Origin of the sequence: Gulosibacter molinativorax, from assembly GCF_003010915.2 — a bacterium.
Classification (GTDB): domain Bacteria; phylum Actinomycetota; class Actinomycetes; order Actinomycetales; family Microbacteriaceae; genus Gulosibacter; species Gulosibacter molinativorax.
Map to the genome: position 1 here is coordinate 2,170,807 of NZ_CP028426.1, position 25,661 is coordinate 2,196,467.

Here is a 25,661-nt window from a genome sequence, read left to right on the forward strand (position 1 = left end):
CCGGTTTTGGGATTACTGCGAGAAGTACTGCCATGGTGTTCCTGCTTTCTCTACTCGTGTAGGGGCGTAGTTCCCGCCGCTTGCAACGCGATTACGAGTGCTATCGGGTGACAGACGCCCCGACGCCCAAGTACCGCTTTACTTGACCAACTCGCGACGTCCAGGATTCCGATTTTCGTGCCTGAGCAATTGCATTCGTGAAGTCCATGTCATGCATCGACTCAAGTTTGGTCAGGATTGATTGTGGGTTGCGCTCCGCGACGACTCCGACGCCCTTCGCTTCGACGAAATCGGCAATCGCCATGTCGGAGTACGTGATGATCGGGAAGCCCTTCTCGAGCATGCTCACTGTCTTATATGGGAAGGAGAATTTGGCATACTCGCTGTCCAACAGGATTGCACCGATCGTAACCCGAGACTGCGGTAGGTACACATCGAGCGCATTTGTGGTGACCGACACCTGAGGGCTGTTTGCAATTCCGTATTCCTCGAGTTGCTGCTCAAGCTCTTCGCCTTCACCCGGTCGAATCACGAAGTCAAGGAAGTAGCCACGCTCAATTAGGGGTTGCGTCGCGGTAAGGAAATTCGTCATCGAATAGACCGCACCGATGCCTCCGGCGTAGAGAATCGTCGGCCTCGACCGAGTCGGTCGGAACCCCGCGGCGTCGACAACGTTCTGCTCCGCTACGCCTGGCGGGAGCGCAGACCATTCCGTGTCCGGCGCGTCGAACCCAGACAAGAGCCGCTGGAATCCCTCGACCGACGCGTCGTCTGGCGCCAAGAGGATGTCCGCGGGTTCCCCGACGGTCTTGAGCTCGTGAAGGCCAGCCGTCACGATCGGCGCGATAGTGCCGTCCGAGGTTGGGTCGGCGATTCCGGTGGCCTCATCGAGCCAATGCAAGTCCCGCACGAACCACGCGCTTCGGCCACCAGCCTCGCCCCAGAGCGCGAGCAGACTTCCAAGTTCAACACGCACGTCTTGGGCGGGGATAGGTGAGGTGGAGTTCTCCCCGTAGAACATCCGTGGTTCTCGGCCAGATTCGAGGAGCGCGCGAATCAGATCGCGACGACGTCGGAATCCGTTCTCGTTGGAGGCTAGTCGCACTGTTGGAAGATCGGCCTCGACGGCTTGAGCCATGTTTCGGATGCGTTGTGGGCGCGCCCCGTTGGTACGGTCCTCTAGTCCGGTGCTCGAAAAAAATGCGTTGAATGGGCCCTCGGCCGCAACGACTTCCAGTTCTTCAAAGTTGACCGGATACGAGTCGGACAGCCGTTCCAGCACTTGTGGGACTGAGTCCGCCAGATTGCGCTCGTTCGGAAGGTAATCCTCTGCCTTCGGGCCGTCGGAAAGCAGGTTCTCAACGACCAACGCGAGTCGTCCGCCCCGTGCTGTTCTCGTGAAACGCTGCTGACGGGCCCATCCGCCCTGACCGATGGTGTCCTCAACCACGAGACGATCGCTCTGGCCCGTGTCGAGGAGGTATTGCCCCAAGGATGATGCGTGCCGTGACGCTCCGACCATTACGACGTGAGACACTCCGGCCAATCGAGACTGTGCGGATTCCGCGAACGTGTGTCCACGCATCAGATCTCGAGCGCGATAGAGCGAATCGCTCGAAACAAGGACGACTTCGTTTCCGTGACGGGTCGCCACAGAATCGAGCATTTGCACGATTGCCTCGGCTCGAGGTTTGTCCCCGCCCTCGGGAAAGACCACCGCGATCTTTTTCGCATCCTGGGGGTTCCCGAGCAGCGGCGGAAGGCCGGCAAAAGAAGTTTGAGGGTGTAGCAAATGGACGCTCTTGGAGCCCTTGGACAACGCCTTATCGAACTCAAAGTCGTCCTCAAGGAATAACGCCGCCGCGGACTCCGTCAGGTCTTCGAATCGCCTGGTAAAGATCGTTCGTGCCCGTCGGAAATCAAGATCCTCACGCCACAGCAGCGGAATGACCGGAAGGCTGACTTGCCGCGCGGCTATGCCTGCCGCCTGAAGCCCCGAGGCCACGACAACCTCGTGTTTCCCAGAATTGATTACGGAGCCGAAATACGTCGAAATCTGGTTACCGAACTTTTGAAGCGTAATTGAAGTGACCCAGTGATCGGGCTTCGGGAAACGCTGTCTGGCATCGCGAGTCAGCCAAGACAGGTGACTGACACTGAGCACGTCGACATCATGTCCTTGACGTTGCAATCGCTCGTACCACAGAGCTTCGGCGGGCCCCATCGACGAAGAAAGAAACAAGATCTTCAAGAGATTTCCTCGGTTACTGATTCGCTGTCTCTGGAGCCAGGCCCATGAGCTTGATTTCCTTGGCGACTGTTTGCGTGGGGCCGCTTTGGCCAGCCACTCGGCTCGCCGCCGCGCGAGACATTTGCAAAAATCGATCAGGATGCTTGAGCAGGCCAACGATGCCGGACACCATGCCTTGGACGTCTTCAGGGCCAGCAAGGATTGCCTCGTCATTCCCGACAAATTCCGGAACAGCCGCTACCGCATTTGTAATGGGAACGAGCCCGCTCGCCATGGCTTCATCTCTCGAGACGCCCTGAGTGTCGAGCCGAGTTGGCACAAGGAATAGCCCGTACTGCCGGTGGAGCCTGGCGATTTCTTCCTGATTGATGAACCCGCGCTCGATCTCGACATTCTCATCCTCGGCAAACGTGGCTTCAAATTCACCGAAGTATCGACCGTCACCGATGACCTTGACCTCAAGTTGAGTCCAATACGGCGTCTCGCGGAGTTCCTTGAGTACGCGCACCGCAATGTCGCTGCCATAGTTGAAGTTATTGGCGGTTCGAACCCAAAGGATCTTGAACCGTTGCTCCGGCGACTTCTCTACGTACTTAAACAGGCCAGTGTCGACGAGATTATGAATAATCTCAACTTTCTGCCGAGGAATTCGTAGCTCGAGATCCTCCTGAGCCGCCTCATACCACCAGTTCGACACGAAAATAAACTTCTTCGGGGCATTGGGGTGAGCAATGACGTTTCGCCAGAATTGCTGTCGCCGGATGGATGCGGCCAGTTCGCGCTCAAGCACATCACCGCTTCGGTAATTGTGCAATGACCGGACCCACCGGCGTGCCTCGAACCCATGGATATAGCAGTAGAACGTCTGCCCCTCGAGGTTCGGGGCGAGTACTGACCACACGTATTCGGTCATGAAGTGCGTGCTGATGCTGGTGTATCGCGTTTGTTTGAGCAGCGCAGCGAGTTCGTGCCCCTGTCCGGCGATAACCCGAACTCCGTCATACTCGAATATTTCGCGCTCAGCTCGCGGCGATACCACCGCCACGTGGACCTTTGCGCCTGCTTCCTGATAAAGCTTCACTCGGCGATGAACGAACCCGTTGCCATATTCCTGTCCCTCGCGCGGGTACATTTCGACAACAACAAGATGCGAGGCTTGCCCCGGTTCGATCGGACCTGCGCTGTTGAGGTACTCCTCAACCCGATGCGCGGATTCCTCGTCGAGTCCGTCAAATAACTCGGGTTGTTTGAGCGCATCAAGTCGCTCCGTGGCCTGCCGATACGCTTCCTTGAGGTATGCCAGCTCATACTGCAGAAACGTCGAAATTTCTTCCTGTGAGTATGTCGACCCGGCCGCAGCCAGCGGCAACAGATGCCCTTGTTTGATGGATTCGCCAATGAGTGGTGCGGAGCCAGGTTGCTCTCGAATGGAGGAGCGCAGCTTGGTCACTGTGTCCTGCGGAAGCTTCCGGGCTACGTTCTTCGCGAGCCGTTTCACGCCCCCTGGCAGTTTTCCCGCGACCGCGGACGCTGCGCGTATCGTCAGCCTCCGGGCACTGCGAATCCCCGTGTTCACCTTTTTCTTGGCGCTCATCGGGTGTGCCTATGCCCGTTTGGTCTCGCCGGTGCGAGCCGATTCGATCATGAGTTCGGCGACTTTCAACGTCTCCAGCCCCTCGGCCATCGACACATACTCACTCGGCTGCCCCAAGATCGCATCCCGCCACGCCTCATGCTCCGTCTTCAACGGCTCCTGCTTCTCAAACGCATACCGCACCACATCGCCCTCGGTCACCCCACGGAAGTTCTCCACCGGCTGCCACGTGCTGCGCACCGTCCCATTCTCAAAAAACGTGAGATCCGCGGTCAACGTGTCCGCCACGAACACACCATTCTCCCCCGTCACCACCGTCTGCCGCGTCTTCGACGCCGACAACCAGTTCACCGTGTGATTCACAATCACACCATTACTCAGCTGCCCCACCGCGACCACCATGTCCTCATACGCACGACCCGTGATCTTCACCACATTTGCACTAATCTGCTCATACTTCGAACGGTTCAGCCACGCGGTCAAATCAATGTCATGCGTCGCAAGATCCTTCACCACACCCACATCCGCGATCCGCGACGGGAACGGCCCCTCACGACGCGTCGCGACCTGATACACCTGCCCCAACTGGCCCGCATCAATCCGCCGCCGCAACTCCAACAACGCCGGATTAAACCGCTCAATATGCCCGACCGCACCAATCAGGTCACGACTCGCGAACGCCTCCGCCAACCGCTCGCCTGCGGCCACGTTCTCCGCGATCGGCTTCTCCACCATCGCGTGCACACCCGCCTCCGCCAGCTTCAACCCGACCTCTTCATGCAGGCCCGTCGGTACCGCACACATCACCGCGTCCACACCGTAATCGATCAGCTCGTCCACCGACGCGAACAACGGCAAATCCCCCGCAACACCATGCGAATCACCAAACGCATCCGCCACGGCCACAAGCTCCATGCCCTCGATCGACCGCATCACCCGCGCGTGATGGCGGCCCATCATCCCCAGACCAATCAGACCGGTCCGAATCGTCATACTCAGGCCTCCTCAACCACGGTGTTCACCGCGGCGATAATGCGCTCCAGATCCCCCTCCGAAAGCGAAGGATGCACCGGCAACGAGAACACACTCGCCGCCGCAACCTTCGTGTTCGGCAAATCGGCCGCCACATTGAACGACGGCAACTCATTCGTCGGCACCGGGTAATACACCCCCGTACCCACCCCGAACTCGTCCTTCAACCGCGCCAACAACTCCGCACGACGCGGCGCGATCGCCTCCGGCAACCGCACCGTGTACTGGTGATACACATGCTCCGCACCCGCAGCCACCACCGGCGTCGTCACGCCCCGCAGACCGGCCGTCAACACCGCGGCATTGTCCTGCCGCAGCGATGTCCAGCCCGCGACCTTCGTCAACTGCACCCGGCCAATCGCCGCGTGAATGTCCGTCATCCGGTTGTTAAACCCAACCAGCTCGTTCTGGTACTGCACTTCCATGCCTTGGTTGCGCAGCAACCGCAGGCGGCGCGCCACCTCCGGGTCCGCGACCGACACCATGCCGCCCTCGCCACTGGTCATGTTCTTCGTCGGATACAAGCTGAACATCGCGAACGTCCCGAACGTACCCACCCGCTGGCCCTGCCACCTCGCGCCATGCGCCTGCGCCGCATCCTCAAACACCATCAGGCCGTGCTTTTCGGCGATCTCGCCAAGCGCGGTCATGTTCGCCGCGTGCCCGTACAAGTGCACCGGCATGATCGCCTTCGTACGCGGCGTGATCGCAGCCTCCACCGCGGCCGGATCCACACAATACGTGTCCAGCTCGATATCCACGAACACCGGCGTCGCACCCGTCAACGCGACCGAGTTACCCGTCGCCGCGAACGTAAACGCCGGCACGATCACCTCGTCACCCGGGCCGATCCCCGCCGCCAACAATCCAAGGTGCAGGCCCGAGGTGCCGGAATTCACCGCGACACTCTCCCGCCCGTCAACCATCGCGGCCGCGAACTCCCGCTCAAACGCCGCGACCTCCGGGCCCTGCGCGATCATCCCGGTCTGCATGACCCGGTCAACCGCCGCACGCTCCTCGGCACCGATAATGGGCTTCGCCGGTGGAATGAAATCAGACACCTAGCAACCTTCCTTAGTTCTTGGCGGCGAGACGGCCGTCGGTTTCAATAAATCGCTCGTGCGTGTCGGGGCATTCCCACTCACCATCCACCTCGACGAGGCGGTGGCCGGTCTTCCCGACCCAACCGATCTGTTTCGCTGGCACGCCAACCATGAGCGCGAAATCGGGCACGTTCTTGGTGACGACGGAGCCAGCCGCGATCAGCGACCACGCGCCGATCGTCACGGGTGCAACGCATACCGAGCGCGCGCCGATGGCCGCACCCGTCTTGATCGTCACGCCCACCGCGTCCCAGTCGGAAGCGGATTTTTGCGTGCCATCCGGGTTAATCGCTCGCGGATAAGTGTCGTTGGTGAGCACTACCGCTGGCCCGATGAAGACGCCGTCTTCGAGTTCCGCGGGCTCATAGACGAGTGCGTAGTTCTGCACCTTGCAGTTGTCGCCGAGCTTCACGCCGGTGCCGACATAGGCACCGCGGCCAATCACGCAGTTCTCGCCGAGCTGCGCATCCTCACGAACCTGCGCGAGGTGCCAGATCGACGAGCCAGCGCCGATCGACGCGGCGTCCGCGACATCGGCGGAATCAACGATGCGCACGTTTTGGCGCTCAACCATTAGGCGTTCGCCTCAGCGGTCTCGCCGGGGATACCGATGACGCGGCGGGTAACGCCCGCCCACTTCGCGGGATCAGTCACGTTACGACCATCCACCAGCGTGCGGATACCCGGCAGGTCCGCCGGCGTCAGCCCACGGTACTCGGCGTGGTCGGTCTGCAGCACCGCCGCATCCACCGACTCACCCAAGTGATACGCCGACCACCCAAACTTCGCGAGCTCCTCGTCCGTGTACATCGGGTCATGCACGAACACCTCGGCACCGCGATCGGTCAACGACTTCACCGTGTCAAACACGCCCGAAAACGCCGTCTCCTTCACCCCACCACGATAAGCAGCGCCAAGCACCACCACACGCTGACCAGCGAGATCCACATCATGCGCCCCCGCCAACAAGCCCACCGTGAACGACGGCATGTCCGCATTCAACGCACGCGCCGTACGCACAATCTCCGCCTTCGGGTCGTTCCACAAGTACAGCCGCGGATACACCGGGATGCAGTGGCCACCCACCGCGATTCCCGGACGGTGAATATGGCTATACGGCTGCGAGTTCGACGCCTCAATCACCTGATACACGTCAATACCGTTCTCACCCGCATACCGCGCGAACTCGTTCGCCAACCCAATATTCACATCGCGATACGTCGTCTCGGCCAGCTTCGCCAGCTCCGACGCCTCGGCGCTGCCGAGGTCCCACACCCCGTTCGCACGCTGCAGATCCGGGCGCTCATCAAAATCAAGCACCGCCTCATAAAACTCACGCGCACGCTCCGCACCCGCAGCCGACAGCCCACCGATCAGCTTCGGATACTTCCGCAGATCCTCAAACACCCGACCCGTCAGCACCCGCTCCGGCGAGAACACCAGGTGGAAGTCCCGGCCCTCCTCCAGGCCCGAGATTTCCTCGATCATCGGCTTCCACCGCGTGCGCGTCGTACCCACCGGCAGCGTCGTCTCGTACGAGATCAGCGTGCCCGGCGTCAAATGCTCCGCGAGCTCCTTCGTCGCCGCATCCATCCACCCAAAATCAGGCTTCGCATCCTGATCCACAAACAACGGCACCACCAGCACGATCGCATCCGCGCCCGGCACCGCATCCGCATAACTCGTCGTCGCCTTCAGATTCCCCGAACCGACAACCTCCACCAGCTTTTCCTGCAGCAGGTGCTCGCCGGGGAACGGCTCCTTCGCCTCATTGATGAGGTCGACCGTCTGCTGGTTCACATCAACACCGGTGACCTCGTGGCCCTTCGACGCAAACTGAACAGCCAGCGGCAAACCGATCTTGCCCAACGCAATAACGACAATTTTCAAGACAGTCGCATCCTTCTCTGAGTGAGTTCATTGGTGCTCGGGGCTGTGAGGCAGGACCGCACATCCTCAAGCGCTCAGGCTAACACGCAGGCCCTTTGCCGCCCGTGTGCTACCCCGTGATTGCGCGCACCCACGCGCTCTCGACAACCTGTTCGTCGAAGCGCGAAACGGCTGACATCGCATCCGCCTGCAGCCGCGTGAGTCGCTCGGCGTCGCGTACGGTGGCGAGGATGCGCTCTGCGGCCTCGGCGGTATCGCGCACGAGGAATTGCTCGCCGAACGTCGCCTCGGCGCCCGGCCGCTCCCATACGACGGGTACCGCGCCCGATGCCATGCCCTCGGCGGGTGCGAGGTGGAAGCTCTCGGTGGTCGAGGGCGAAAGCGTCCAACCAATCTTGCGGAACCAGCTCCCCATGTCAGCGCCGAACGGTTCGATGGCGACCGCCTCGAAGAGATCGCTCGCTCCGAGCTTCGCGAACATGTCGAGGTAGCTCTCTCGCTGTTCCGGCTTCTGCCAGAGGTGCGGGAACTCCCACGGCATGCGGCCGCGGATGTGCAGGGTGAATCGGTCGTCGACCTCGCGAAGGCGACCGAGCAGCTCAAGCGCGCGGTCGGGCCGTTTGAGCAGCGGCACGAAGCCGACAAGACCAAGGCGATATTCGCGCCCGGCCAGCGGTTCACGCTGGAGATCGGCGAGGCTCAGCGTATTCGGGATGATCGCGACCTTCGACGCATCCACGTCGAGGCGCTCGAGCAAGAGATCGTGCGTGAGCTCCGACACCGTCACGAAGAGGTCGACGTTCTCGGTCGCGATGTTTCCGAGCCAGCGGCCGCGGAACTCGAACATGTGCAGCCGCACGATGAGCCGCTGGCAGGGCTTCTTGTGCCGCGAATACCAAACGGCGTTCGAGCCCGCCCATTCGCAGATGATGACGTCGGCCCATTCGAGCGCCTTCTGGGACGCGACCTCGTTGTGCGAGTGCAGCGCCTCCCACTGGTCAATACGCAGTTCGACGCCCGGCAACCGGCGCAGGAGATCGACGAGTTCGCCGGCGAACTTGAGGTCGTGGCCAGCGAGCAGCACCTTGAGCGGCTTCGTCGGAGAGGCGAGGGATGCGGGCAGCACCGCCGAGTCGCGGAACTCGCCGTCGGCCCACTCGATGCCAATCCGGCGCAGGTAGCCCCGCAGCTCATCGGCGCGGCTCGAGATCCGATACGGCTGGATGATCGCCTCGACTCGGCGCGACACATCACCGCTCGCCCGCAGCGCATCCCGAATCTTTCTCGCGATCTCCGCCGGGGTGTCGGTGCGGGCATCCACAAAGAAGGGGTAGTCGGGCCCGAAAATCGCCTCGTGCATCGGCGTGCGGTTGATGACTGCGGGTACCCCGAGGGCACTGCTCTCGAGCACCTTCGTGGAGATCTCGAGACTCAGGTCAAGCTCGGGCGAGCGCCAGCTCAGCAGCAGATCCGAATCAGCGACCATCTGGAGGCTCGTCGCGCGGTCTTTGGCTCCGGCCCACGTCACGCGCGGCAGTCCCGCCGCCATGATGTCGCGCATATTGTCGGCCCAGTCCACGTCGGTGGGCTCGTTGTGCACCTTGTCGCCGACCATCGTGAGCTCGGCATGCACCCCGAGCTGTTCGAGCTCGCCCACGAGCGCGGGCATGAGGTCGGTGCGCCACGCCTTGGCGAACTTGCCCGTATAAATCAGGCGCAGGGGGTTTTCGGCCGTGCCGCGCGCCGCGAGATTGTGCGGTTCTTCACCTGGTCGCACTTCGTCCGGCACCATCGGCCGCAGCAGCAGCGTCTTGCCCGCGGCATCCGGGATGAGATTCTCGAGGACGGCCCGGGCTTCCTCGGTCTGCGCCAGCATGAATCGGGCCGAGTTCGCGATCTTCCCGATGCGCTCGCGCCGGGCCTCGTCGAAGTGGTCGGGCCCATACGCGTACTCCGTGACGTACGCCCACAGCTTCGCCGCGAGCGCTGGTCTGTTCCCGATCGCGATGGCGGCCTGTATGCCGCGCACGAGAATGACGTCGTAGTCGTGGGATGCGTCGAGTTGCTTGATCGCGTCGGCCGCTTCCTCAACCGTGAGGGTCTCGCGGTTCTTCGGATGCGCGTCAAAGACCCGCACGCCGGCAAGCTTGCGCAGGGGACCGGAAAGGAGGTCGCGCCGTTCGACGCCCTTGAGCTGCACGTGCACCTCGGCCCCGGCCTTTGCCCACGCCTCGGAGATCGACGGCAGCCAAATGGCCGAGCCGTCGATGACGTTGAGATTGACGTCGCCGTATACGAGTACCTTCACTGTCCGGCTCACGCCACTGCCTCCAGGTTGCGAATGATTTCGACGATGCCGCCCGGAACGTCGCCCGGGTTTTCGGTGAAGTGCAGCTGTTCGCGACGGGCCTCACCCGGAACGATCGTCTCGACGAGCTCAGACACCTCGAGCGAGATCGCCCCGTGACGATGCGCATCCTCCCCGCGAAGCACCAACCAGCACGCCACGCCGCGGGCGCGCGCCGCCTCGAGTGACGCATAGATCTCACGCATCAGGCCAAGCCCGCTCGGGTCGAGCGCGCCGTCCCACACGCCGTCGAAGCCGGCGAGGTCAATGACGATGACCTCGGCGCGCTCCGCGAGCGCCTTCGAGGTGCCGGGCACAAACGGCAGCACCGCGTGGCCCGCGCGATCGAGTGCGGCGCGGAGGTCAGCAGCAAAAATTCCAGCGACCGGGCGGCCGCCTGCCTCCGTTCGGGTCGGCGCGGCGGTTCCGAACATCGCGCGGTAGAGGCGATCAGAAGCCTGCTCATCAATGACCGTGCCAGCTGCGGCGCGGCCGGTGACGTTCTTCGCCGACCCCTTACCGAGCCGATCGGCGACGCCCGCGGCGAGGCCCAGGTGATCGAGCGGATACTTCGGTGCCGAGCGCCGCTGGGCGGGCCGGGCAATCGCCTTCTTCACGGGCGCCGGGAGCTGCTGCACGACTCGCTTGCCGGATGCCTTGATCTTCTTCCGCACCGGCTTCGGCACGAGCTTGCCGGCGCGTTTCATCGCCTTACTTACAAAATTCGACATGCGTGTCCTCGTGGTCATTCGAAGTGGCGGCTAGCGGGCGAGTCGGGCATAAACATTCTCGTACGTCGTCGCATTCGCCGCCCACGTCCGCGTCTCGAGAGCCCATTCGCGGCCATTCGCGCCCATGCGCTCTATCCGCGGCTGATCATCGAGCAGTGAGCGAAGCGTGTCCGCGAGCGCCCCAGCGTTCTCGGCCTCGAAGAGCAGCCCAGTTTCCCCGTCAACGACGAGTTCCTCGAGCGCGGGCAATCGGGATGCGACCACCGGCCGCCCAACCGCCGAGGCTTCGACGGTCTTCATCGGCGTCACGCTGCGGGTCACGGTGAGGTCCTTACGCGGCACGACGAACACGTCGAGCGCCGCGTGGTGCCAGATCGCCTCGGCGCGCTGCACGCGGCCGGGAAAATCGCAGCGGTCGGCGATACCGAGTTCTTCCGCGAGCACCTTCAGCCCGGGGAGGGCGACGCCATCGCCCGCGATGCGCACTCGCAAACGGGGATGCGACGGAATCAGTAGCGCAGCGGCCCGCAACAGTAGGTCGAGGCCCTCGTAATCGACAATGCTCGAGACGGTCCCGATCAGTTGCACATCCGGTTCGAGGCCGAGCCTCGCACGCGCATCCCCCTGCGTCGGCGGCTCATTAATAAAGGGAACGCCGACGGCGTTGGGGCACACCGAGATCTTGGCCTCCGAGACGCCCCCGGCCACGAGCTGTCGCTTCATGTTTTCCCCGAGGGTGACCACCGCATCCGCCGACTTTGCCGCGTCGAGCTCGCGAGCCGAGAACTCGCGGTATCGCTGCGAGGTCAGGGCCTGCGGCCCGCGGGTGGATGCCCAGGTATCGGCAAGCTGCCCACGCACCTCATAAACCCAGGGAATGCCGAATGCTTTGGCCACCGAGGCGACCGCGATCGCGTTCGTGAAGTGTGTCGTGGTGTGGAGGATCGCCGGACGATACCGGCGCACCTCCGCCGCAAGCAATGCCGCATGCTGATCGGCCCGCGCCTTGAGGCCCTGCCCGAGGCGCGTCGGCAACAGGCGCACATAGTGAATGTCCTCGACGATGTCCTCGGACGCGGCCCACGGGATGCCCACCTGGACCGGGTAGCCGGGCCGCGTCACGGCCTGCGCCTCGAATCCGCGCTCGACGAGCGACTTGAGAATCGAGTGGCTGCGCTGAGCGTAACCGCTTGCGGTATGCGGCAGCGAATTGGTGAGCACGTGCAACACGCGACCGGTCACGGGTTCGTAGTTCGGTTCCGCAGGTAGGTCGGGCCGGTATCCCGCGAACACCTGCTGCTCCCCCAGCATCCGTCGCGCGAGCGCAACATTGCGGGGGTGGCGGCTCGCGAACTCCACGGCGAGATCGTGATCGCCGCGATACAGCGCGATCCGTGCGGCAGCCGCGTACCACGCGGCGCGGCGGGATGCTGGCGGCACCTGCTGCAGGAGCCGCTCGGCACGCTCGTGGTCGCCCATCGACAGGGCGACGTCGGCGAGGTGCGCCGCCTTGCTGCCACCCTGACTCCGAGTGAGGGCCGCGCCCTGCGTGGCCTGATCGAGTGCCGCCTCGGCCCCCGCGCGGTCCCCCGCGATTTCTTGCCCGACCGTTGCGGCGGCGCCGAAGCGGTCACCCGCCAGGCTCGCGATTGCCTTACCGACGGGCCCCCGAGCCTTCGCGGGCAATCGCCGCGAAATCTGCAGCATCAGCTGAATCGGGTCATCGACGATGTGCTCGACGACGGTTTGCCCCGTCAGCGAAATGTTCTGGCGCCACGGCCGCTTGGGATTCATCAATTACCTTCTCGGGGCTGGCTCCGACCCGACCCGCAGTTCAATTCTTTGCGCGCTGAGTGCGCACGGGCTCTGAAGCCTCAACAGGCCGATTATGTCGCAAGGCGCTTTGGAGTCAGCTTTGCACTGGCCGTCGCGGCAGAATCGGTGTCCCCATTCCCCGTAGTAGGGTCACGAGGGCACCCAAGAATTCACCAAGGAGCGACCTACTTGAGCCGATCGGACTTGCGACGCGACCTTCGGCGCGGGCACATCACTGTGCCAGCGAAGTACCAGGTCGATCCCATCCCCTGGGCGGGTGGACTCGACTACGCCTCACTCAATCAGGGCTCTGAGTCGTTTAAATGGTGGCTCTCGTGCCTCGGCTTCCTCCGCGTTTTCTCAAATGCCGACCGGCTCAGCCCCGACGATGAGGCGGTCTGCGTTGAGATCATTCGCGACTGGGTCGCGCACAACCCGCAGGACTCCCCCGCAATCTCGAGGGCATGGGATGCGCACGCCGTCGCGTACCGAACCGACTCGTTCCTCGACGTCGCCGAGCGTGTCGAGGATCACGAGTGGCTCGACGAGATCCTGCGCGAACACAAGGTCTTCCTGGCGGCGGAGGAGAACTTCCAGGGCAATTGGAACCACGGCGTCGATCAGTCAAAATCGCTCATCAATGTCGCCGAGCGCCTCGGCGATCGCGAGGCCCAGCAGCTCGGACTCGCGCGCCTCGAGTCGGCGATGCTCAGCGTCGTCGACGATGAAGGCGTGACCATCGAGCAGGCCGTCCATTACGACTACTTCAACTACCAGCAGCTCAAGAGTTGTGTCGAATACCTCGACGGTCATCCCGGTTCAGAGGCGACCGTGACCCGCCTGCGCGCGCGGATTGAGAAGATGCCCGACTTTCTCGCCCACGCAACGCGGCCCGATGGCACGTGGTTCGAGATCGGCGATACCCCGATCGAGCCCGCCGGGTCAATCCCCGATACGATCGCCGAGTTTGCGGCCACCCGGGGAGCGTCTGGGCCCCGCCCCACGGAAAACGCCAAGACGTTCTCGGCCGGCTATATCTTTGGCCGTTCGGGCTGGGGCGAAAACCGGCCATTCGAGACAGAGTCTGCGTACTCCGTGCGATTCGGGCCCGGGCGGCTCATCCACGGTCATGCCGATAACTTGTCGATCCGTTTCGTCGCCCATGGCAAGGAACTCATCAAAGACGGCGGCTTCCACGGCTACACGGATGACGAGAATCGCGCGTGGCTGCGCTCGCAATCGGCCCACAGCACGATCATCGCCAGCCGCGGCCGAAAGAAGTCGACACAGAACCCCAGCGAAGTGACGTACTCACGTGTCGAGCCGGATTGGCAGTCGTACACCATCACGGCAAATCCGTTCGAGCACACCTATGTATACAGATCTATCTACATCGAGTTTGACCCCGACGTCCTCGTCGTCTGGGACCGCCTGCGCAGCCGCCGCGCCACGCCCTTCGAACAGCGCTGGATTATTCACCCGGATGCGCTTCTCACCCGCGACGGGAGTGTCACCCGCGGCGAAGGTGCCGGGCAGTTCACCGCAACGCAGCATTTCGCCGCGCAGCAAGTGAACGTGGTGAATTCGAGCGACGCCGGAGCCCCGCTCGGCGCAACCGACACCCACAACGAGCTCGCCCCGAACGGGTCGATCCAGTACCGACTGCGCGGTCGAGACTGTGGCTTCCTGACCGTGTTTCAGTTCGGCTCCGCGCACCCCGCACCAATTACGCTCGCATCCGAACGCCGCGGCTTGGGGAAGCAGGTTCGGAGCCTCACCGGCTTCGCGAAAGTCGGTTCTTTGCTGCTTGACGCGAATCTTGGGTTGGTGGCGCAGCCATAGTTCTTATAAAACCCGCTGCTACGCTTGTGCCGCTCTTCCAGTCACATCGTTGGCCGAAGGTCCATCAACCCGCCCCGGAGGCCCCGTGAATAACTTTGAGATTCCCCGCATTGTTCGGGGGGTGAAGACCCGCGCGCAGCGCTATGCGCGGGATGCGCAAGCCGGCTCGGCGCGTGCGCTTCACCTCTTAAAGCAGCGAGGCGATCTCAACAGCCACGTCCCGGAAGAGTACTGGCCTAGCCCCCAGCCGGACAGCGCCGATCCCCTTCGCACCTTCCTCCCCCTCCCACCGGCCGAGGGCCTGTCAGAGTGGTTCTTCGGCTCGGCAACGCGCTCGAACGACGGCGGGGCGCGGGATTCGAATTGCATCGTGCTGTTCGTGAGCGTCGATGGCAGCGAGGATGCATACCCAGTTTCGGCACTCGCCCGACTGCTTGCCAGCCGTCGCGGTCTCAAGGACTCGCTCCACACGATCGTGATTACGGCGCCCGATGCCACCCGCCGTGCCCGCGCCGTTCTCCGTTCCGGACGAATCCGCACCGGTGTTTCTGTCGTCGAGGCGCCGGACGCCACTCGGCTCAATGCCCTCTTCAGCCTCACTTCCGCGATGGTAATCCCAACACAAGTTCCAGCTACAGAATTGCCCATAAACAAGGTCAATTCGGCACAATTCAAAGCGCGCGCAGCGGGCGTTCCCGTCGCCGCATGGCCGGCAGAATCCCCGCTCCCTGCGATGGCTCACGAGCTCGTCGTACCCGCGCTCGCCGCATCGACTCGCATCGCGAGCAGAATCGCTCGATTCCAGGCGCTCGAGCAAACGGTCGATATCCCGAGCCACCGCCCCGACGTCTGGCAGGAGCCCACGCACCTCTACCATGGCGCATCCACAACGGACCGCCCGCAGCGCATCGTCGTGGCCGGTCACGACATGAAATTCGCGCACGCTGGCATCGACGAGTTGCGGCGCCTCGGCCACGAGGTGCAGCTCGACGAGTGGACGGGCCACGCGCGCCATGATGAGGAGCACAGCAACGAGCTCCTCGACTGGGCCGACGTCGTCTGGTGCGAGTGGACCCTCGGGAACGCCGCCTGGTATTCGCAGCGGATGAGCCCCGGGAAGCGGCTCGTCACCCGGCTCCACCTGCAGGAGCTCTCCACGGCATTCCCCTCGACGGTTCATTGGGAGAACGTCGACGCAACCCTCGTCGTTGCCGATCACGTCCGCCGGCAGCTCCTGCGCGATAGCGACGCGGCCGAGGAACGCACCGCGGTCATGCCGAACATGGTGCACATCCCCGAAACTGTTCCCGAGCACGCTGATGACGCTCGCTTCCGGCTCGGCCTCGCCGGCATGGTCCCCGCGCGCAAGGGGCTGCGCGAGGCCCTCGACGTGCTCAAAGCCCTGCGCGAGGTCGACCCGCGCTACTCGCTGTCGCTGCGCGGCAAGCGCCCAGAGGAATACCCCTGGATGGCCGACCGCACCGGCGAGAGCGAATATTTCGACAGGGAGCTCGCGCGCATCGAGAACGATCCGCTCCTGGGCGACGCCGTCGAGTTCTCACCGTTCGGGCCCGATATGTCTTCCTGGTATCAGCAGGTCGGCGTCGCGCTCTCAACGAGCGAGTTCGAGTCCTTCCACTTCACTGCCCCTGATGGCGCAGCGCACGGGGCCGCACCCTTCCTGCTGAGCTGGCCGGGTGCAGATTTGCTCTACCCCGCCGCTTGGCTGCATCCCGACACCGACGGCCTTGCCAAATCCATTCTCGAGACGACCCAGGATGCCGTGACTTGGCGAACCAGGGCCGCCGAGGCTCGCGAGTTCATTGCGGACACCTATTCCGAGCCCCGCGTGTTGGATGCGCTGGTCAGCACGATCCTCGGGTCGAGCGCGAGCTAACGACGACCAGACGAATAGAGGCGCGGCCAGCGCCGCCGTCGCAAGTGTATCGAACCCTCACGCACAATATGGTGCTTCGAAAAGCGCTATTCCTGCGAGCGTCGTGCTTGACTCTCGGTCAGCGCGTCGTAGATTCCGGCGTAGGTCTCGGCGTTCGAGGCCCACGTCCTGGTCGTCAGCGCCCATTCCCGCCCGGCAGCGCCCATTCGCACGCGCCGATCGGGGTCAGTGAGCAGCTCCCGCATCGCCTGCGCCAGCGCATCCACGTTCTCGGCCTCGAAAAGCAGACCGGTCACGCCGTCTTCCACGAGCTCCTCGAGCGCGGGCAGGTCGGCTGCGACCACTGGTCGACCGACCGCGGATGCCTCGACCGTCTTCATCGGGGTGACGGCTCGGGTGACGCGATGATCTTTCCGTGGGACGACGAATACATCGAGCGCCGCGTGGTTCCACGATGCCTCGGCACGCGACACTCGCCCGGGAAATTCGCAACGGTCCGCGATGCCCAGGCCCTCGGCCATGTACTGCAGGTGCGAAAGCTCGGCGCCGTCGCCCGCGATTCGCACGCGCAGCTTCGGGAAGTCAGGCGCGAGCTTGGCGACCGCGCGCAGCAGCAGGTCAAGCCCCTCGTAATACACGATGCTTGAGACCGTGCCGACGTAGAGCGCATCCGGCTCAATACCGAGATGCTCGCGGGCTTCCGCGATCGTTGGCGCTACATCGATGAACGGCGAACCGACCGCGTTCGGGCACACCGAGATCTTCTCGCTGCTAACTCCTGCGTCGATGAGCTGCTGCCGCATATTGTCGCCGAGGGTGACCACGGCATCCGCGTTCTGCGTGACCTCGCGCTCGCGCGCCACGAACTGTTGATAGCGCTGCGATTCAAACGCCTTTGGCCCACGCGTCGACGCCCATGTGTCGGCGAGCTGGCCGCGAACTTCATAGACCCACGGGATGTCGAAGGCTCGGGCGACCGCTTGCACCACGAGCGCGTTGGTGAAGTGGGTCGTGGTGTGCAGCACCGCGGGGCGGAACCGCCGCACCTCGTCGGCGAGCATTTCGACGTGCTGGACGAGCCGACACTTGAGGCCGGTCGCAAGCCGAGCGGGAGTGAGTCGCGCGTAGGTGATTCCGTCGATCACGTCTTCGTCGGCGCTCCACAGCACGCCGGTGTATGCGGGATACCCCGGGCGGGTGACGGCCCGCACCTCGTAGCCGCGGTCGGCGAGCGAGCGCAGTATCGAGTGGCTCCGCTGCGCGTACCCGCTGCGGGTGTGTGGGAACGAGTTCGTGAGCGCGTGCAGGATGCGCCCTGGTATCGCCTCGTAGGAGGGCTCGGCGGGGTACTCGGGTGTGAATTCCGCGAAGGTGTCGCGCTCGCCGATCATCCGTTTCGCGAGATGGGTATTGCGGGGGTGCCGGGATGCGTATTCGACGGCCGCGTCGTGATCGCCGCGGTAGAGCGCGAATCGAGACGCGGTCGCGAACCAGGGCGCGCCGCGCTTGTCGACGGGCACGTTTCGGAGCAGCTCCTCGACGCGGTCTTGATCACCGATCGACAGCGCGATGTCGGCCACGTGCGGCACGAGTCGGTGCCGCTGGGCGTCGACGCCCTCGTTCTCGATGCGACCGATGATGGTGTCGAGCGCCTGTCGCGCCTTTTTGTGGTCGCCAGCCAGCTCGTACCCGAACGCCTCCATCGTGCGAGAACCGCGCGACCCGACCTGCGCGAGGAGGTTGCCGAACGTGCTGCGGAGCGAAGCCGGAAGCTTTCGCGAGGTCTGCAGCGCGAGTAGGGCCGGGTCGTCAACGACGTGCTCGGAAACCGTTTGAGCGGTGAGCGCGACGTTGCGCGCCCACCGCCTGCGGGGAATCGATGTCACGTCAGCGTGCCTGGGAGAACCAAAGTGCCTGGATCAGCGAAAGTGGCCCGGCTAGCGCCAGACGCCCTTCGTGTCGACAATGACCTTCTCCTTCAACAACTCCTGATCAAGCGTCTTGAACGAGTCGTGATCCACCAACAGCAGCACGATATCCGCGTCCGCGATCGCACCCTCAAGATCCTGCTTGCGCACATTCTCATGACGCGACAACTGCTCCGGCAGCTCCTCAACATTCGGCTCCACCACGCGAACATCAACCCCAGCCACGTCGGTCGCCAGCTTGTCCACAATGTTCAACGACGGCGACTCCCGCAGATCATCAATGTTCGCCTTGAACGCGATACCCAGCGCCGCAACCACCGGGTCCTTGAACCGCTGCGCGAGCGCCTCAACCTTGTCGAGTACGTATACTGGCTTGCCGTCGTTCACCTCGCGGGCGGTACGGATCAGGCGCGACTCCTCCGGAGCCGCGTTCACAATAAACCACGGGTCCACCGCGATGCAGTGTCCACCCACGCCGGGGCCCGGCTGCAGAATATTCACGCGCGGGTGATGGTTCGCGAGCTCGATCAGCTCCCACACGTCAATCCCGAGCCGCTCCGAAATGATCGACAGCTCGTTCGCGAACGCGATGTTCACGTCGCGGAACGAGTTCTCTGTCAGCTTCGCCATTTCGGCCGTCTTCGCGTCCGTCACGAGCAACTCGCCGTTGCTGAATGTCGCATACAGGTCACGCGCCATCTCCGACGCACGCGGCGTCACCCCACCGATCACGCGGTCGTTCGCGGACATCTCCGCCATAATCCGACCCGGCAACACCCGCTCCGGAGCGTGCGCGAAATACACCGAGTTCTCGAGGCCATCTTCCATCGTGAGGTCCGAACGCTCCGCGAGGATGAACTCCGCCATCTTCTCCGTCGTTCCCGGAGGCGAGGTCGACTCCAGCACAATCAACTCCCCACCCTTGAGCTGCGGGGCAATGTTCTTCGCTGCGGCCTGGATGTACTTCGTGTCCACCGCATAGTCGTCCTTGAACGGCGTCGGCACCGCGACGATGTACGCATCCGCGACAGGGGTGTCGGTCTGTGCCGAAAGCTTGCCGTCCTTGACGACCTCCTTCAGCAGCACGTCGAAGTCGGGCTCGAAGAATGGCACCTCGCCCGCGTTGATCTGATCCACAAAGCTCTGCTTCACATCCACACCAATCACCCGCGGACCCCGCGACGCGATAAACGCCGCCGTCGGCAGGCCGATATACCCCAGCCCAACCACACACACGGTCTCAAAAACGGTCTTCGGTGATGCGGAGGTCGTCATCCCTGTGCCTTCCATGAAGTTCAAAACGTTCGAGTTCCCACGAGAAAAAGAGGCCTCTCAGAGTGGCAACATCTCCGTATCCTATGCCCACCCGGCGACATTAGTCATGTCGTACCCGTTCGATGATTTCGAGGTAGTCGCTGGAAAGCCTGGTGAAATCAACGTTTTTCTGAACCCAGTCCACCCCAGTTGTACCAATCTCGAGGCGCTCAGGATTCTTCGAAAGATCCGTCCAGCGTTGGATAAGCCCAGCGAGATCCCCGGGCGCTACGACGTCTCCGGCGCGTGAGTCCTGCAGGATGCTCGCACCCTCGCCTGCCATGATCCCGGTCACGTGTCGGCCAGTCGAGAGAAGCTCGTAGAGCTTCGACGGGACTGTCCATTCGAACGGCTCCCAATCGCGCAGGCTCGCGATGGTGGTATCAGCCCACGCGTATTGCTGTGCAACGTCCCGAGGACTGATCTCTGACAGGATCTCGGCCGGAGACCCAAGCGACCGGTTGAGCTCAACGAGGTCTTCACGGTGGTGACCGTCGCCGATAATGCGAAGTTGCAGATCCACGCCCTGCTCCCCAAGCGCGGCGGCAGCGCGGACAACCATGTCGAGGCCCTGACTGCGCCCGATCGTGCCGAGGTAAAGCGCTCGCAGCTCTGCGTGATTACCGTCACGTGCTGGCAATTCCGCAAATCGATTCGCATCGGCTCCGTTTCGGATTACCTCAACGCCCCGCATCCCTCGAGTTTCGAGCACTCGCGCAAATGCGTCGGTCGTCGTCACCACTTGCGTCGCCGAGCGTTGTAGTCCAGTCACCCACCGCTGCACCAGTCGCTTAGCCAGCGATACTGCACCGCCCGCTCCCCCGTCGCCTCCCGACATGTGCGTCACGAGATCTGGCCAGGCATCCCGCATTTCGACGATAAGTGGAATGCGATGCAGCAACTTCAGCCACCGGCCCGCGATGAGGGTCGGTATCGCGGGCGCCGTCGCGATGATCACGTCGGGCACGAAGCTCTCTGACCGGAGCAGTCGGCTTCCTCGGCCGATCGACGTCAGTGCCGAGGCGAGATGATCAAGCGTCCGCGTCACCATGTCGCCGCGGTGTGGAAGGTACCCAACTCTAAACACGAGCGCGCCGTTCTCGGCGCGCTCGGCATTACCGGTGCGGTAATAGCTGCGGTATTCGTTTGGAATCCGACCCGTGCGATTATGCGGCGGCGGGCACAGCACTGCGACCTCATGACCGGCCTCAACGAAGTGTCGAATGAGCGAGTCCCAGCGACGCTGCGGCGCCCCGTTCTCGGGCGGAAAATAGTGCGTAATGAGAAGAATGCGCAAGCGCTACCTTCCTGCCAATCGAGTCGAAAACTGGTGCCCAGTGTACTGACGAGGATCCCAGACACCGCTGACGAATTCGCTTCGGCTTCGACCCCAATAGCGGCTACCCCTATGATTGCGTAGGTACTACGAAGGTTTAGCCTCAATAACAACGTGAAGGGATGCGCGATTTGGCACGAGCAAAGCGGGCGCCTTCGACGCCACCCCAAATCCCGATGAGCGAGCCGCCGCACCACGCGGCAGTGCCGCTGACTCCGGACGAGCAAAACCTTCGGAAACGGATGAACGCCTCGGAGTTTATTTTCGATGTGGAAGTGGCCTATGGCGACCTCACTCACTTGAGCAAGGTGGGCGGGCGCCCATCGCTTGTGCAGTACATCCGCGAAATCTGGGAACGGCGACACTTCATCCGGCGCGAAGCGCGCAAGAAGGTTGCGACGGGGCATGCTCGAGATCGTCTCGGCCTCGGCTGGCTCGTCATTCGTCCATTGCTGGATGCAATTTTCTACGTGCTGATTTTCGGCTTGGTTCTCCAAGCGGGGCGCGGCATCGACAACTACGTCGCATTTGTCGTGATCGGTGTATTCATGTTCCAGCTGACAAGTGCGGCTATCACCGGGGGCACGACGGCCCTGCGGACCTCACGTGCAATGGTGCGCGCTTTCAGCTTCCCGCGTGCATCAATTCTTGTGGCGATGCAGCTCCGCGCGACCCTCGAACGGATTCCGGCGATGATTGTCATGCTCCTCATCATCGTTGCCTGGCCACCACATGAATGGCCCTCATTTACATGGCTGCTCGTTCCCGTCGTTTTTCTGATTCAAACCATCATGAATTTTGGCGTATACCTGATATTCGCGCGCCTCGGCGCTAACCTGCCCGATTTCGCTAACGCCGTGTCGTTCGTCGTCCGAATTCTCATGTATACATCCGCAGTGATATTCCCGGCGACGAGATTCGATCGTTTCCCGATAGCGATGGCAATCATCGAGACCAATCCGGTTTATATCATTTTGGATATGTACAGAAGCTTGTTGATGTACAACACAATCCCCGGCGTTCAATCCTGGCTTATCGCTGCGGCATGGGCTGTCTGTCTAATGGTGCTCGGATTCGTGTGGTTCTGGAAGGGCGAGGAGTCGTACGCGCGTGAGCAGTAACTCGAAGACCGATAAGCCAAAGAAAACACAACAAGATCTGGCAGAATCGCCACGCGAATACGGCGATGTTACTGTCCTCGCGGATGACGTTCGGCTCCGATACCGCACCACCGAAGATGGACAACCCACGGATCGACTCATGAATCGTTTTCGCCAAAAATCAAGCTTCTTGGCCCTGCGTGGGATATCGTTCGCGGCCAGAGAAGGCGAGTTTATCGGTCTCATCGGGCGTAACGGCTCGGGCAAGAGTTCACTCCTCCGCGTTCTGGCTGGTACGGAACCGCCGACGAAGGGCCTCGTTGTCACTTCTTCCAAACCTCAGCTGCTTGGAGTGAGTGCTGCCCTGATGCCAGACCTCTCCGGTGACGAAAACATTCAGCTGGGGTTGCTTGCGATGGGCATGACCCCGGCGCAAGCACGGGAGCGCAGGAAATCGGTAATCGAACTGGCCGATATCGGCGAATCAATCCGCCGACCGATGCGAACGTACTCTTCAGGAATGGGCGCTCGCCTCCGTTTCGCAATCTCTGTGGCAGCCGAGCCACAAATCCTCATGATCGACGAGGCGCTGGCCACCGGTGATGCCTCATTTCTGGAACGCTCGAAACAAGCAATGAATAGGATGCTTCAGAAAACGGGGACAGTCTTTCTCGTCAGCCACGCGGCACAAACTGTAGAAGAAATGTGTTCGCGTGCCATCTGGCTTGACACCGGCAAGATTGTCGCGGACGGACCAGCCGTAGAAGTCGCCCGCTCCTACCGCTGGTATGCACACAACCTGGCGCAAGGAAAAACCGAGACAGCTGCGAAACTCCTTCGTAACGCCACACAATCACTCGAGGAACGCCGGGCGAATCTTCGAGCATCATCTCCGCATGTGCGTCGTATCCCCAACAGTTAAGAGTGGAGTGAACTGCCGCCCCTGCCCCGGCGGTTATACAACCGGTCAGGATGTATTTGCTGTTGAGTACGCTCGCGATCATCACAGGTACCTTTCAGCTGATACTGGGCGACCTAAACACCGACTCAAAAAACACCGGCCGCGTACGCCCCCAGAGCCGAAGAGCATACTGGCGACTAGACAGACGTTAAGGATGGTCGTGTTGCTACCACCACTTGCGGTCACTCATGACGGCACCACTCCACTCAGACTCACCGGCCTTCTTGAGAAGTGCTTCGTATCTATCGATAAACTACGGTCGTTTCGCAGAGAAATGAGGACACCTTGATCGTGCTTGTCATCGGTGATTCACACACCGCCTACTTCCGCAAAACGCGCCAACTCGCGAACCTCGTGCCCGGGCTCGAGGACATCACGCCGTATGTGAAGGTCGAGCACGGCGCGACCCTCACCGGCGTCGGAAGAATGAACTCCACCCTCGCGCTCGGCGAAAACGCGAGGAAATGGATCGGCAATGCGAAGCCCAAACACCTCGTGTTCAATCTCGGCCAGGTCGATGTTGAACTCGGTCTGCCGTTCCGCCACTTCGTGAAACAAGACGGTATCCCCATCGAAACCCACATCGACGGATTCATTCGCTCCTACATGGAGTTCATCCAAGGGCTCGACTTCGATCCCTCGAGAATCACTGTGAAGGGAATCAACCTCCCCGTCCTTGTCCACGACCGAACGAAGGCGGTGCAGTACATCACCCGGATTGTCACCGAGCGCTTCACCGAGTCCGATGAGGACGAAGCACGACGCGCTACGATCCTCGAACGCATCACAGCCGAATATTCAGATGACCGTGAACGTACATGGCTCGCGGGCGAGTTCAACACCCGCCTCGCTGACGCTGCACGCGAGAACGGCGTGGGCTATTTCGATATCAACAGGCACATCCTCGATCCTTCGACAGGCATGGTTGCTGCCGAACACATTCCGTTCGGCAACGACCACCACCTTGTTCCGTCACTGAAAGTCCACGCCCTACACTGGCAAGGGCTCTTACCGCTTATCCTCTAGACCGTGGCTGATGCTGACCAGGCACCGCGACTAACATGGATACACGAATACATTGCAAGTCGTTGCGCACATCAGACGTGCAGTGCAGGAGGGAAAGGCCTCACAGTACCGAAAGAAGCCCCACGAAGACGTGACCGATCTACGGTGCGCGACCACCACTGATTCTGAGAATGTGCGGCCCGCCTGACCATGCGGAAGCCGAGTCGGCCCAACCGTAAACAAATCGATCGTGGAGGTAACCGTTGACAACCGACAGGTGTACTCGAGTATTCGTGGAACAACGCTACTATCTAAGGCTACGTTCCATAGGTTTAGGAGCCACTTGACACTGTATTTGGGAGCCACATAATTTGCGATCGAGAGCCAGCAGCCCCCGATATTGGAGCCACTGGCCCTCATCACTCACTAGCCGTCGTTCATCGCGGCGTGTTCCAACATGTTGTAGCTGCCACTCGACCCATATGACGCGTTACAACACATGTTGGTCGCGGTAGTGCCAGCATGCACACCAAAGCCAAGACAACGATTATTCGAACTTCCAATGGCCATTCGTGGTGACAGCCTCCAAACAGAAGGGACCGTTGACGCAGGTTGACCTATCAAGAGTTAGCGCAGCGTCCACTCTACCTGATTAACCAGCGTCCACTCTAACTGATTAACGAGAGCGCTTCCTCGAAACTCTTCTTCGCATTACTCCTTAACCTCTCAATGTGTGCCTGGGAACCCACGTCGGCCATACGCACTACGTCGGCCGACGTTCGAGGAGGAGTATTTATCCCTGAATCAAAATCCCTTCCCACGGTTGAAAAGTAATCCAAATATTTGAAATCACCCTTGCCGACCACCCCCTGCAATCTGAGCCACACGTTCGGGACCCCAATTGCATCTGCAAAAATAAGCCCATGGAGCGATTGACTTATAACTGCTTCACAGGAAGCCAATTCAGTCATAAAACCGTCGATATCATTGGTCCTGATATCAATCTTTCGAAAACCCGCATCGATGTACGGGCGACAAAACACTTCATCATCCACTCGAGAATGGTGCGGGATAAAGCCAATACCCTGACGCACAGGCGTGTTTCCTATGGAGGCGAACTCCGACACCAAGACACCGGGATCTCCGATTGCAATGGACTGCATCGGAAGCCAATCCAACTTCTGCCGACTAAGGTGTCCCCGCACGGAATGAATCTTTAAATTATCGCGAGCAATGACAACATCGCTGCTATACATGAACCCAGAGCCTACGACGTGCTGTGGCTCAGCTCTCCCCGACTCTTCCACCTGGTCTCGGCGAAGCCATCCCAAAATGCTACCGGTCGAGATAAGGTCAGCCACCTTACTATTCCTGAGAACGACATCAGAATTGTACATCCTCTTGAGTAGAATCGGTGTTATTTCATCTCCTAAGTTCGGGTGATCCCTACCTTTATACCAATAAGCAGATACCATAAATGCCCCTATCAATTAATTGCGTTCGAGCTCAAATGCA

18 protein-coding genes are annotated in these 25,661 nt (G+C 61.7%); 5 read left to right on the plus strand and 13 right to left on the minus strand.

Going from position 1 to position 25,661, the window contains the following annotated elements:
- Positions 1 to 100: 100 nt before the first annotated feature.
- From GMOLON4_RS10050 to GMOLON4_RS10090, 9 genes are all read right to left on the minus strand, one after another.
- Positions 101 to 2,251 carry a hypothetical protein gene (locus tag GMOLON4_RS10050; RefSeq protein WP_156892033.1) on the minus strand — a complete coding sequence of 717 codons (2,151 nt, stop codon included), beginning with the start codon at positions 2,249 to 2,251 and terminating at the stop codon, positions 101 to 103.
- 13 nt (positions 2,252 to 2,264) lie between these two features.
- A complete protein-coding gene (locus GMOLON4_RS10055; RefSeq protein ID WP_265415364.1) occupies positions 2,265 to 3,701 on the minus strand; it encodes a glycosyltransferase family 4 protein in 1,437 nt (478 codons plus the stop codon).
- A gap of 153 nt (positions 3,702 to 3,854) precedes the next feature.
- Entirely contained in the window at positions 3,855 to 4,838 is a 984-nt protein-coding gene (locus tag GMOLON4_RS10060) for a Gfo/Idh/MocA family protein (protein ID WP_035732262.1), read from the minus strand.
- Between the two features lie 2 nt (positions 4,839 to 4,840).
- A complete protein-coding gene (locus GMOLON4_RS10065; RefSeq protein WP_026936407.1) occupies positions 4,841 to 5,938 on the minus strand; it encodes a DegT/DnrJ/EryC1/StrS family aminotransferase in 1,098 nt (365 codons plus the stop codon).
- Between the two features lie 13 nt (positions 5,939 to 5,951).
- Complete coding sequence (locus GMOLON4_RS10070) at positions 5,952 to 6,554, minus strand: acyltransferase (protein WP_026936406.1); 603 nt, start codon at positions 6,552 to 6,554, stop codon at positions 5,952 to 5,954.
- Positions 6,554 to 7,870 (minus strand): nucleotide sugar dehydrogenase, encoded by a 1,317-nt coding sequence (locus GMOLON4_RS10075; protein WP_026936405.1) that lies wholly within the window; start codon positions 7,868 to 7,870, stop codon positions 6,554 to 6,556. Before GMOLON4_RS10075 ends, GMOLON4_RS10070 begins: the two co-directional genes overlap by 1 nt.
- 109 nt (positions 7,871 to 7,979) lie before the next feature.
- Complete coding sequence (locus GMOLON4_RS10080; RefSeq protein WP_026936404.1) at positions 7,980 to 10,190, minus strand: glycosyltransferase family protein; 2,211 nt, start codon at positions 10,188 to 10,190, stop codon at positions 7,980 to 7,982.
- Positions 10,187 to 10,948 carry a hypothetical protein gene (locus tag GMOLON4_RS10085; protein ID WP_146137458.1) on the minus strand — a complete coding sequence of 254 codons (762 nt, stop codon included), beginning with the start codon at positions 10,946 to 10,948 and terminating at the stop codon, positions 10,187 to 10,189. The genes GMOLON4_RS10080 and GMOLON4_RS10085 overlap by 4 nt, the downstream gene beginning before the upstream one ends.
- Before the next feature lie 30 nt (positions 10,949 to 10,978).
- On the minus strand, positions 10,979 to 12,742 hold the full coding sequence (locus GMOLON4_RS10090) for a glycosyltransferase family 4 protein (protein WP_035732261.1): 1,764 nt from the start codon (positions 12,740 to 12,742) through the stop codon (positions 10,979 to 10,981).
- A 210-nt stretch (positions 12,743 to 12,952) separates the two neighbouring features.
- Here GMOLON4_RS10090 and GMOLON4_RS10095 point away from each other — a divergent pair, with 210 nt between their 5' ends.
- Together GMOLON4_RS10095 and GMOLON4_RS10100 are read left to right on the plus strand one after the other, a co-directional pair.
- Entirely contained in the window at positions 12,953 to 14,605 is a 1,653-nt protein-coding gene (locus GMOLON4_RS10095) for a heparinase II/III domain-containing protein (protein ID WP_026936401.1), read from the plus strand.
- 121 nt (positions 14,606 to 14,726) lie between these two features.
- Positions 14,727 to 16,502 carry a glycosyltransferase family protein gene (locus GMOLON4_RS10100; protein WP_051266492.1) on the plus strand — a complete coding sequence of 592 codons (1,776 nt, stop codon included), beginning with the start codon at positions 14,727 to 14,729 and terminating at the stop codon, positions 16,500 to 16,502.
- An 86-nt stretch (positions 16,503 to 16,588) separates the two neighbouring features.
- On the opposite strand, the gene GMOLON4_RS10105 is transcribed toward GMOLON4_RS10100, so the two are convergent.
- From GMOLON4_RS10105 to GMOLON4_RS10115, 3 genes are all read right to left on the minus strand, one after another.
- Positions 16,589 to 18,388 carry a glycosyltransferase family 4 protein gene (locus GMOLON4_RS10105; protein WP_026936400.1) on the minus strand — a complete coding sequence of 600 codons (1,800 nt, stop codon included), beginning with the start codon at positions 18,386 to 18,388 and terminating at the stop codon, positions 16,589 to 16,591.
- Between the two features lie 51 nt (positions 18,389 to 18,439).
- A complete protein-coding gene (gene wecC, locus GMOLON4_RS10110) occupies positions 18,440 to 19,705 on the minus strand; it encodes a UDP-N-acetyl-D-mannosamine dehydrogenase (RefSeq protein ID WP_026936399.1) in 1,266 nt (421 codons plus the stop codon).
- Positions 19,706 to 19,805: 100 nt separating this feature from the next.
- Positions 19,806 to 21,041: a glycosyltransferase family 4 protein gene (locus GMOLON4_RS10115; RefSeq protein ID WP_026936398.1), complete on the minus strand. Its 1,236-nt coding sequence runs from the start codon at positions 21,039 to 21,041 to the stop codon at positions 19,806 to 19,808.
- 161 nt (positions 21,042 to 21,202) lie between these two features.
- Here GMOLON4_RS10115 and GMOLON4_RS10120 point away from each other — a divergent pair, with 161 nt between their 5' ends.
- The 3 genes from GMOLON4_RS10120 to GMOLON4_RS10130 all read left to right on the plus strand — a co-directional run bounded on the left by GMOLON4_RS10120 (position 21,203) and on the right by GMOLON4_RS10130 (position 24,167).
- Complete coding sequence (locus tag GMOLON4_RS10120; protein ID WP_084147394.1) at positions 21,203 to 22,201, plus strand: ABC transporter permease; 999 nt, start codon at positions 21,203 to 21,205, stop codon at positions 22,199 to 22,201.
- A complete protein-coding gene (locus tag GMOLON4_RS10125) occupies positions 22,191 to 23,102 on the plus strand; it encodes an ABC transporter ATP-binding protein (RefSeq protein ID WP_245575390.1) in 912 nt (303 codons plus the stop codon). The genes GMOLON4_RS10120 and GMOLON4_RS10125 overlap by 11 nt, the downstream gene beginning before the upstream one ends.
- A gap of 324 nt (positions 23,103 to 23,426) precedes the next feature.
- Positions 23,427 to 24,167 (plus strand): hypothetical protein, encoded by a 741-nt coding sequence (locus tag GMOLON4_RS10130; protein ID WP_026936397.1) that lies wholly within the window; start codon positions 23,427 to 23,429, stop codon positions 24,165 to 24,167.
- A 647-nt stretch (positions 24,168 to 24,814) separates the two neighbouring features.
- Here GMOLON4_RS10130 and GMOLON4_RS10135 read toward each other — a convergent pair.
- Positions 24,815 to 25,621, minus strand: a complete 807-nt coding sequence (locus GMOLON4_RS10135; protein ID WP_084147392.1) for a polysaccharide pyruvyl transferase family protein — start codon at positions 25,619 to 25,621, stop codon at positions 24,815 to 24,817.
- Positions 25,622 to 25,661 lie beyond the last annotated feature (40 nt).

Coding starts and splice junctions, on each gene's coding strand:
- GMOLON4_RS10060 (WP_035732262.1), bottom strand. CDS start 4,838: ATGACGATTCGGACCGGTCTGATTGGTCTGGGGATGATGGGCCGCCAT.
- GMOLON4_RS10070 (WP_026936406.1), bottom strand. CDS start 6,554: ATGGTTGAGCGCCAAAACGTGCGCATCGTTGATTCCGCCGATGTCGCG.
- GMOLON4_RS10085 (WP_146137458.1), bottom strand. CDS start 10,948: ATGTCGAATTTTGTAAGTAAGGCGATGAAACGCGCCGGCAAGCTCGTG.
- GMOLON4_RS10090 (WP_035732261.1), bottom strand. CDS start 12,742: ATGAATCCCAAGCGGCCGTGGCGCCAGAACATTTCGCTGACGGGGCAA.
- wecC (WP_026936399.1), bottom strand. CDS start 19,705: ATGACGACCTCCGCATCACCGAAGACCGTTTTTGAGACCGTGTGTGTG.
- GMOLON4_RS10120 (WP_084147394.1), top strand. CDS start 21,203: ATGCGCGATTTGGCACGAGCAAAGCGGGCGCCTTCGACGCCACCCCAA.
- GMOLON4_RS10135 (WP_084147392.1), bottom strand. CDS start 25,621: ATGGTATCTGCTTATTGGTATAAAGGTAGGGATCACCCGAACTTAGGA.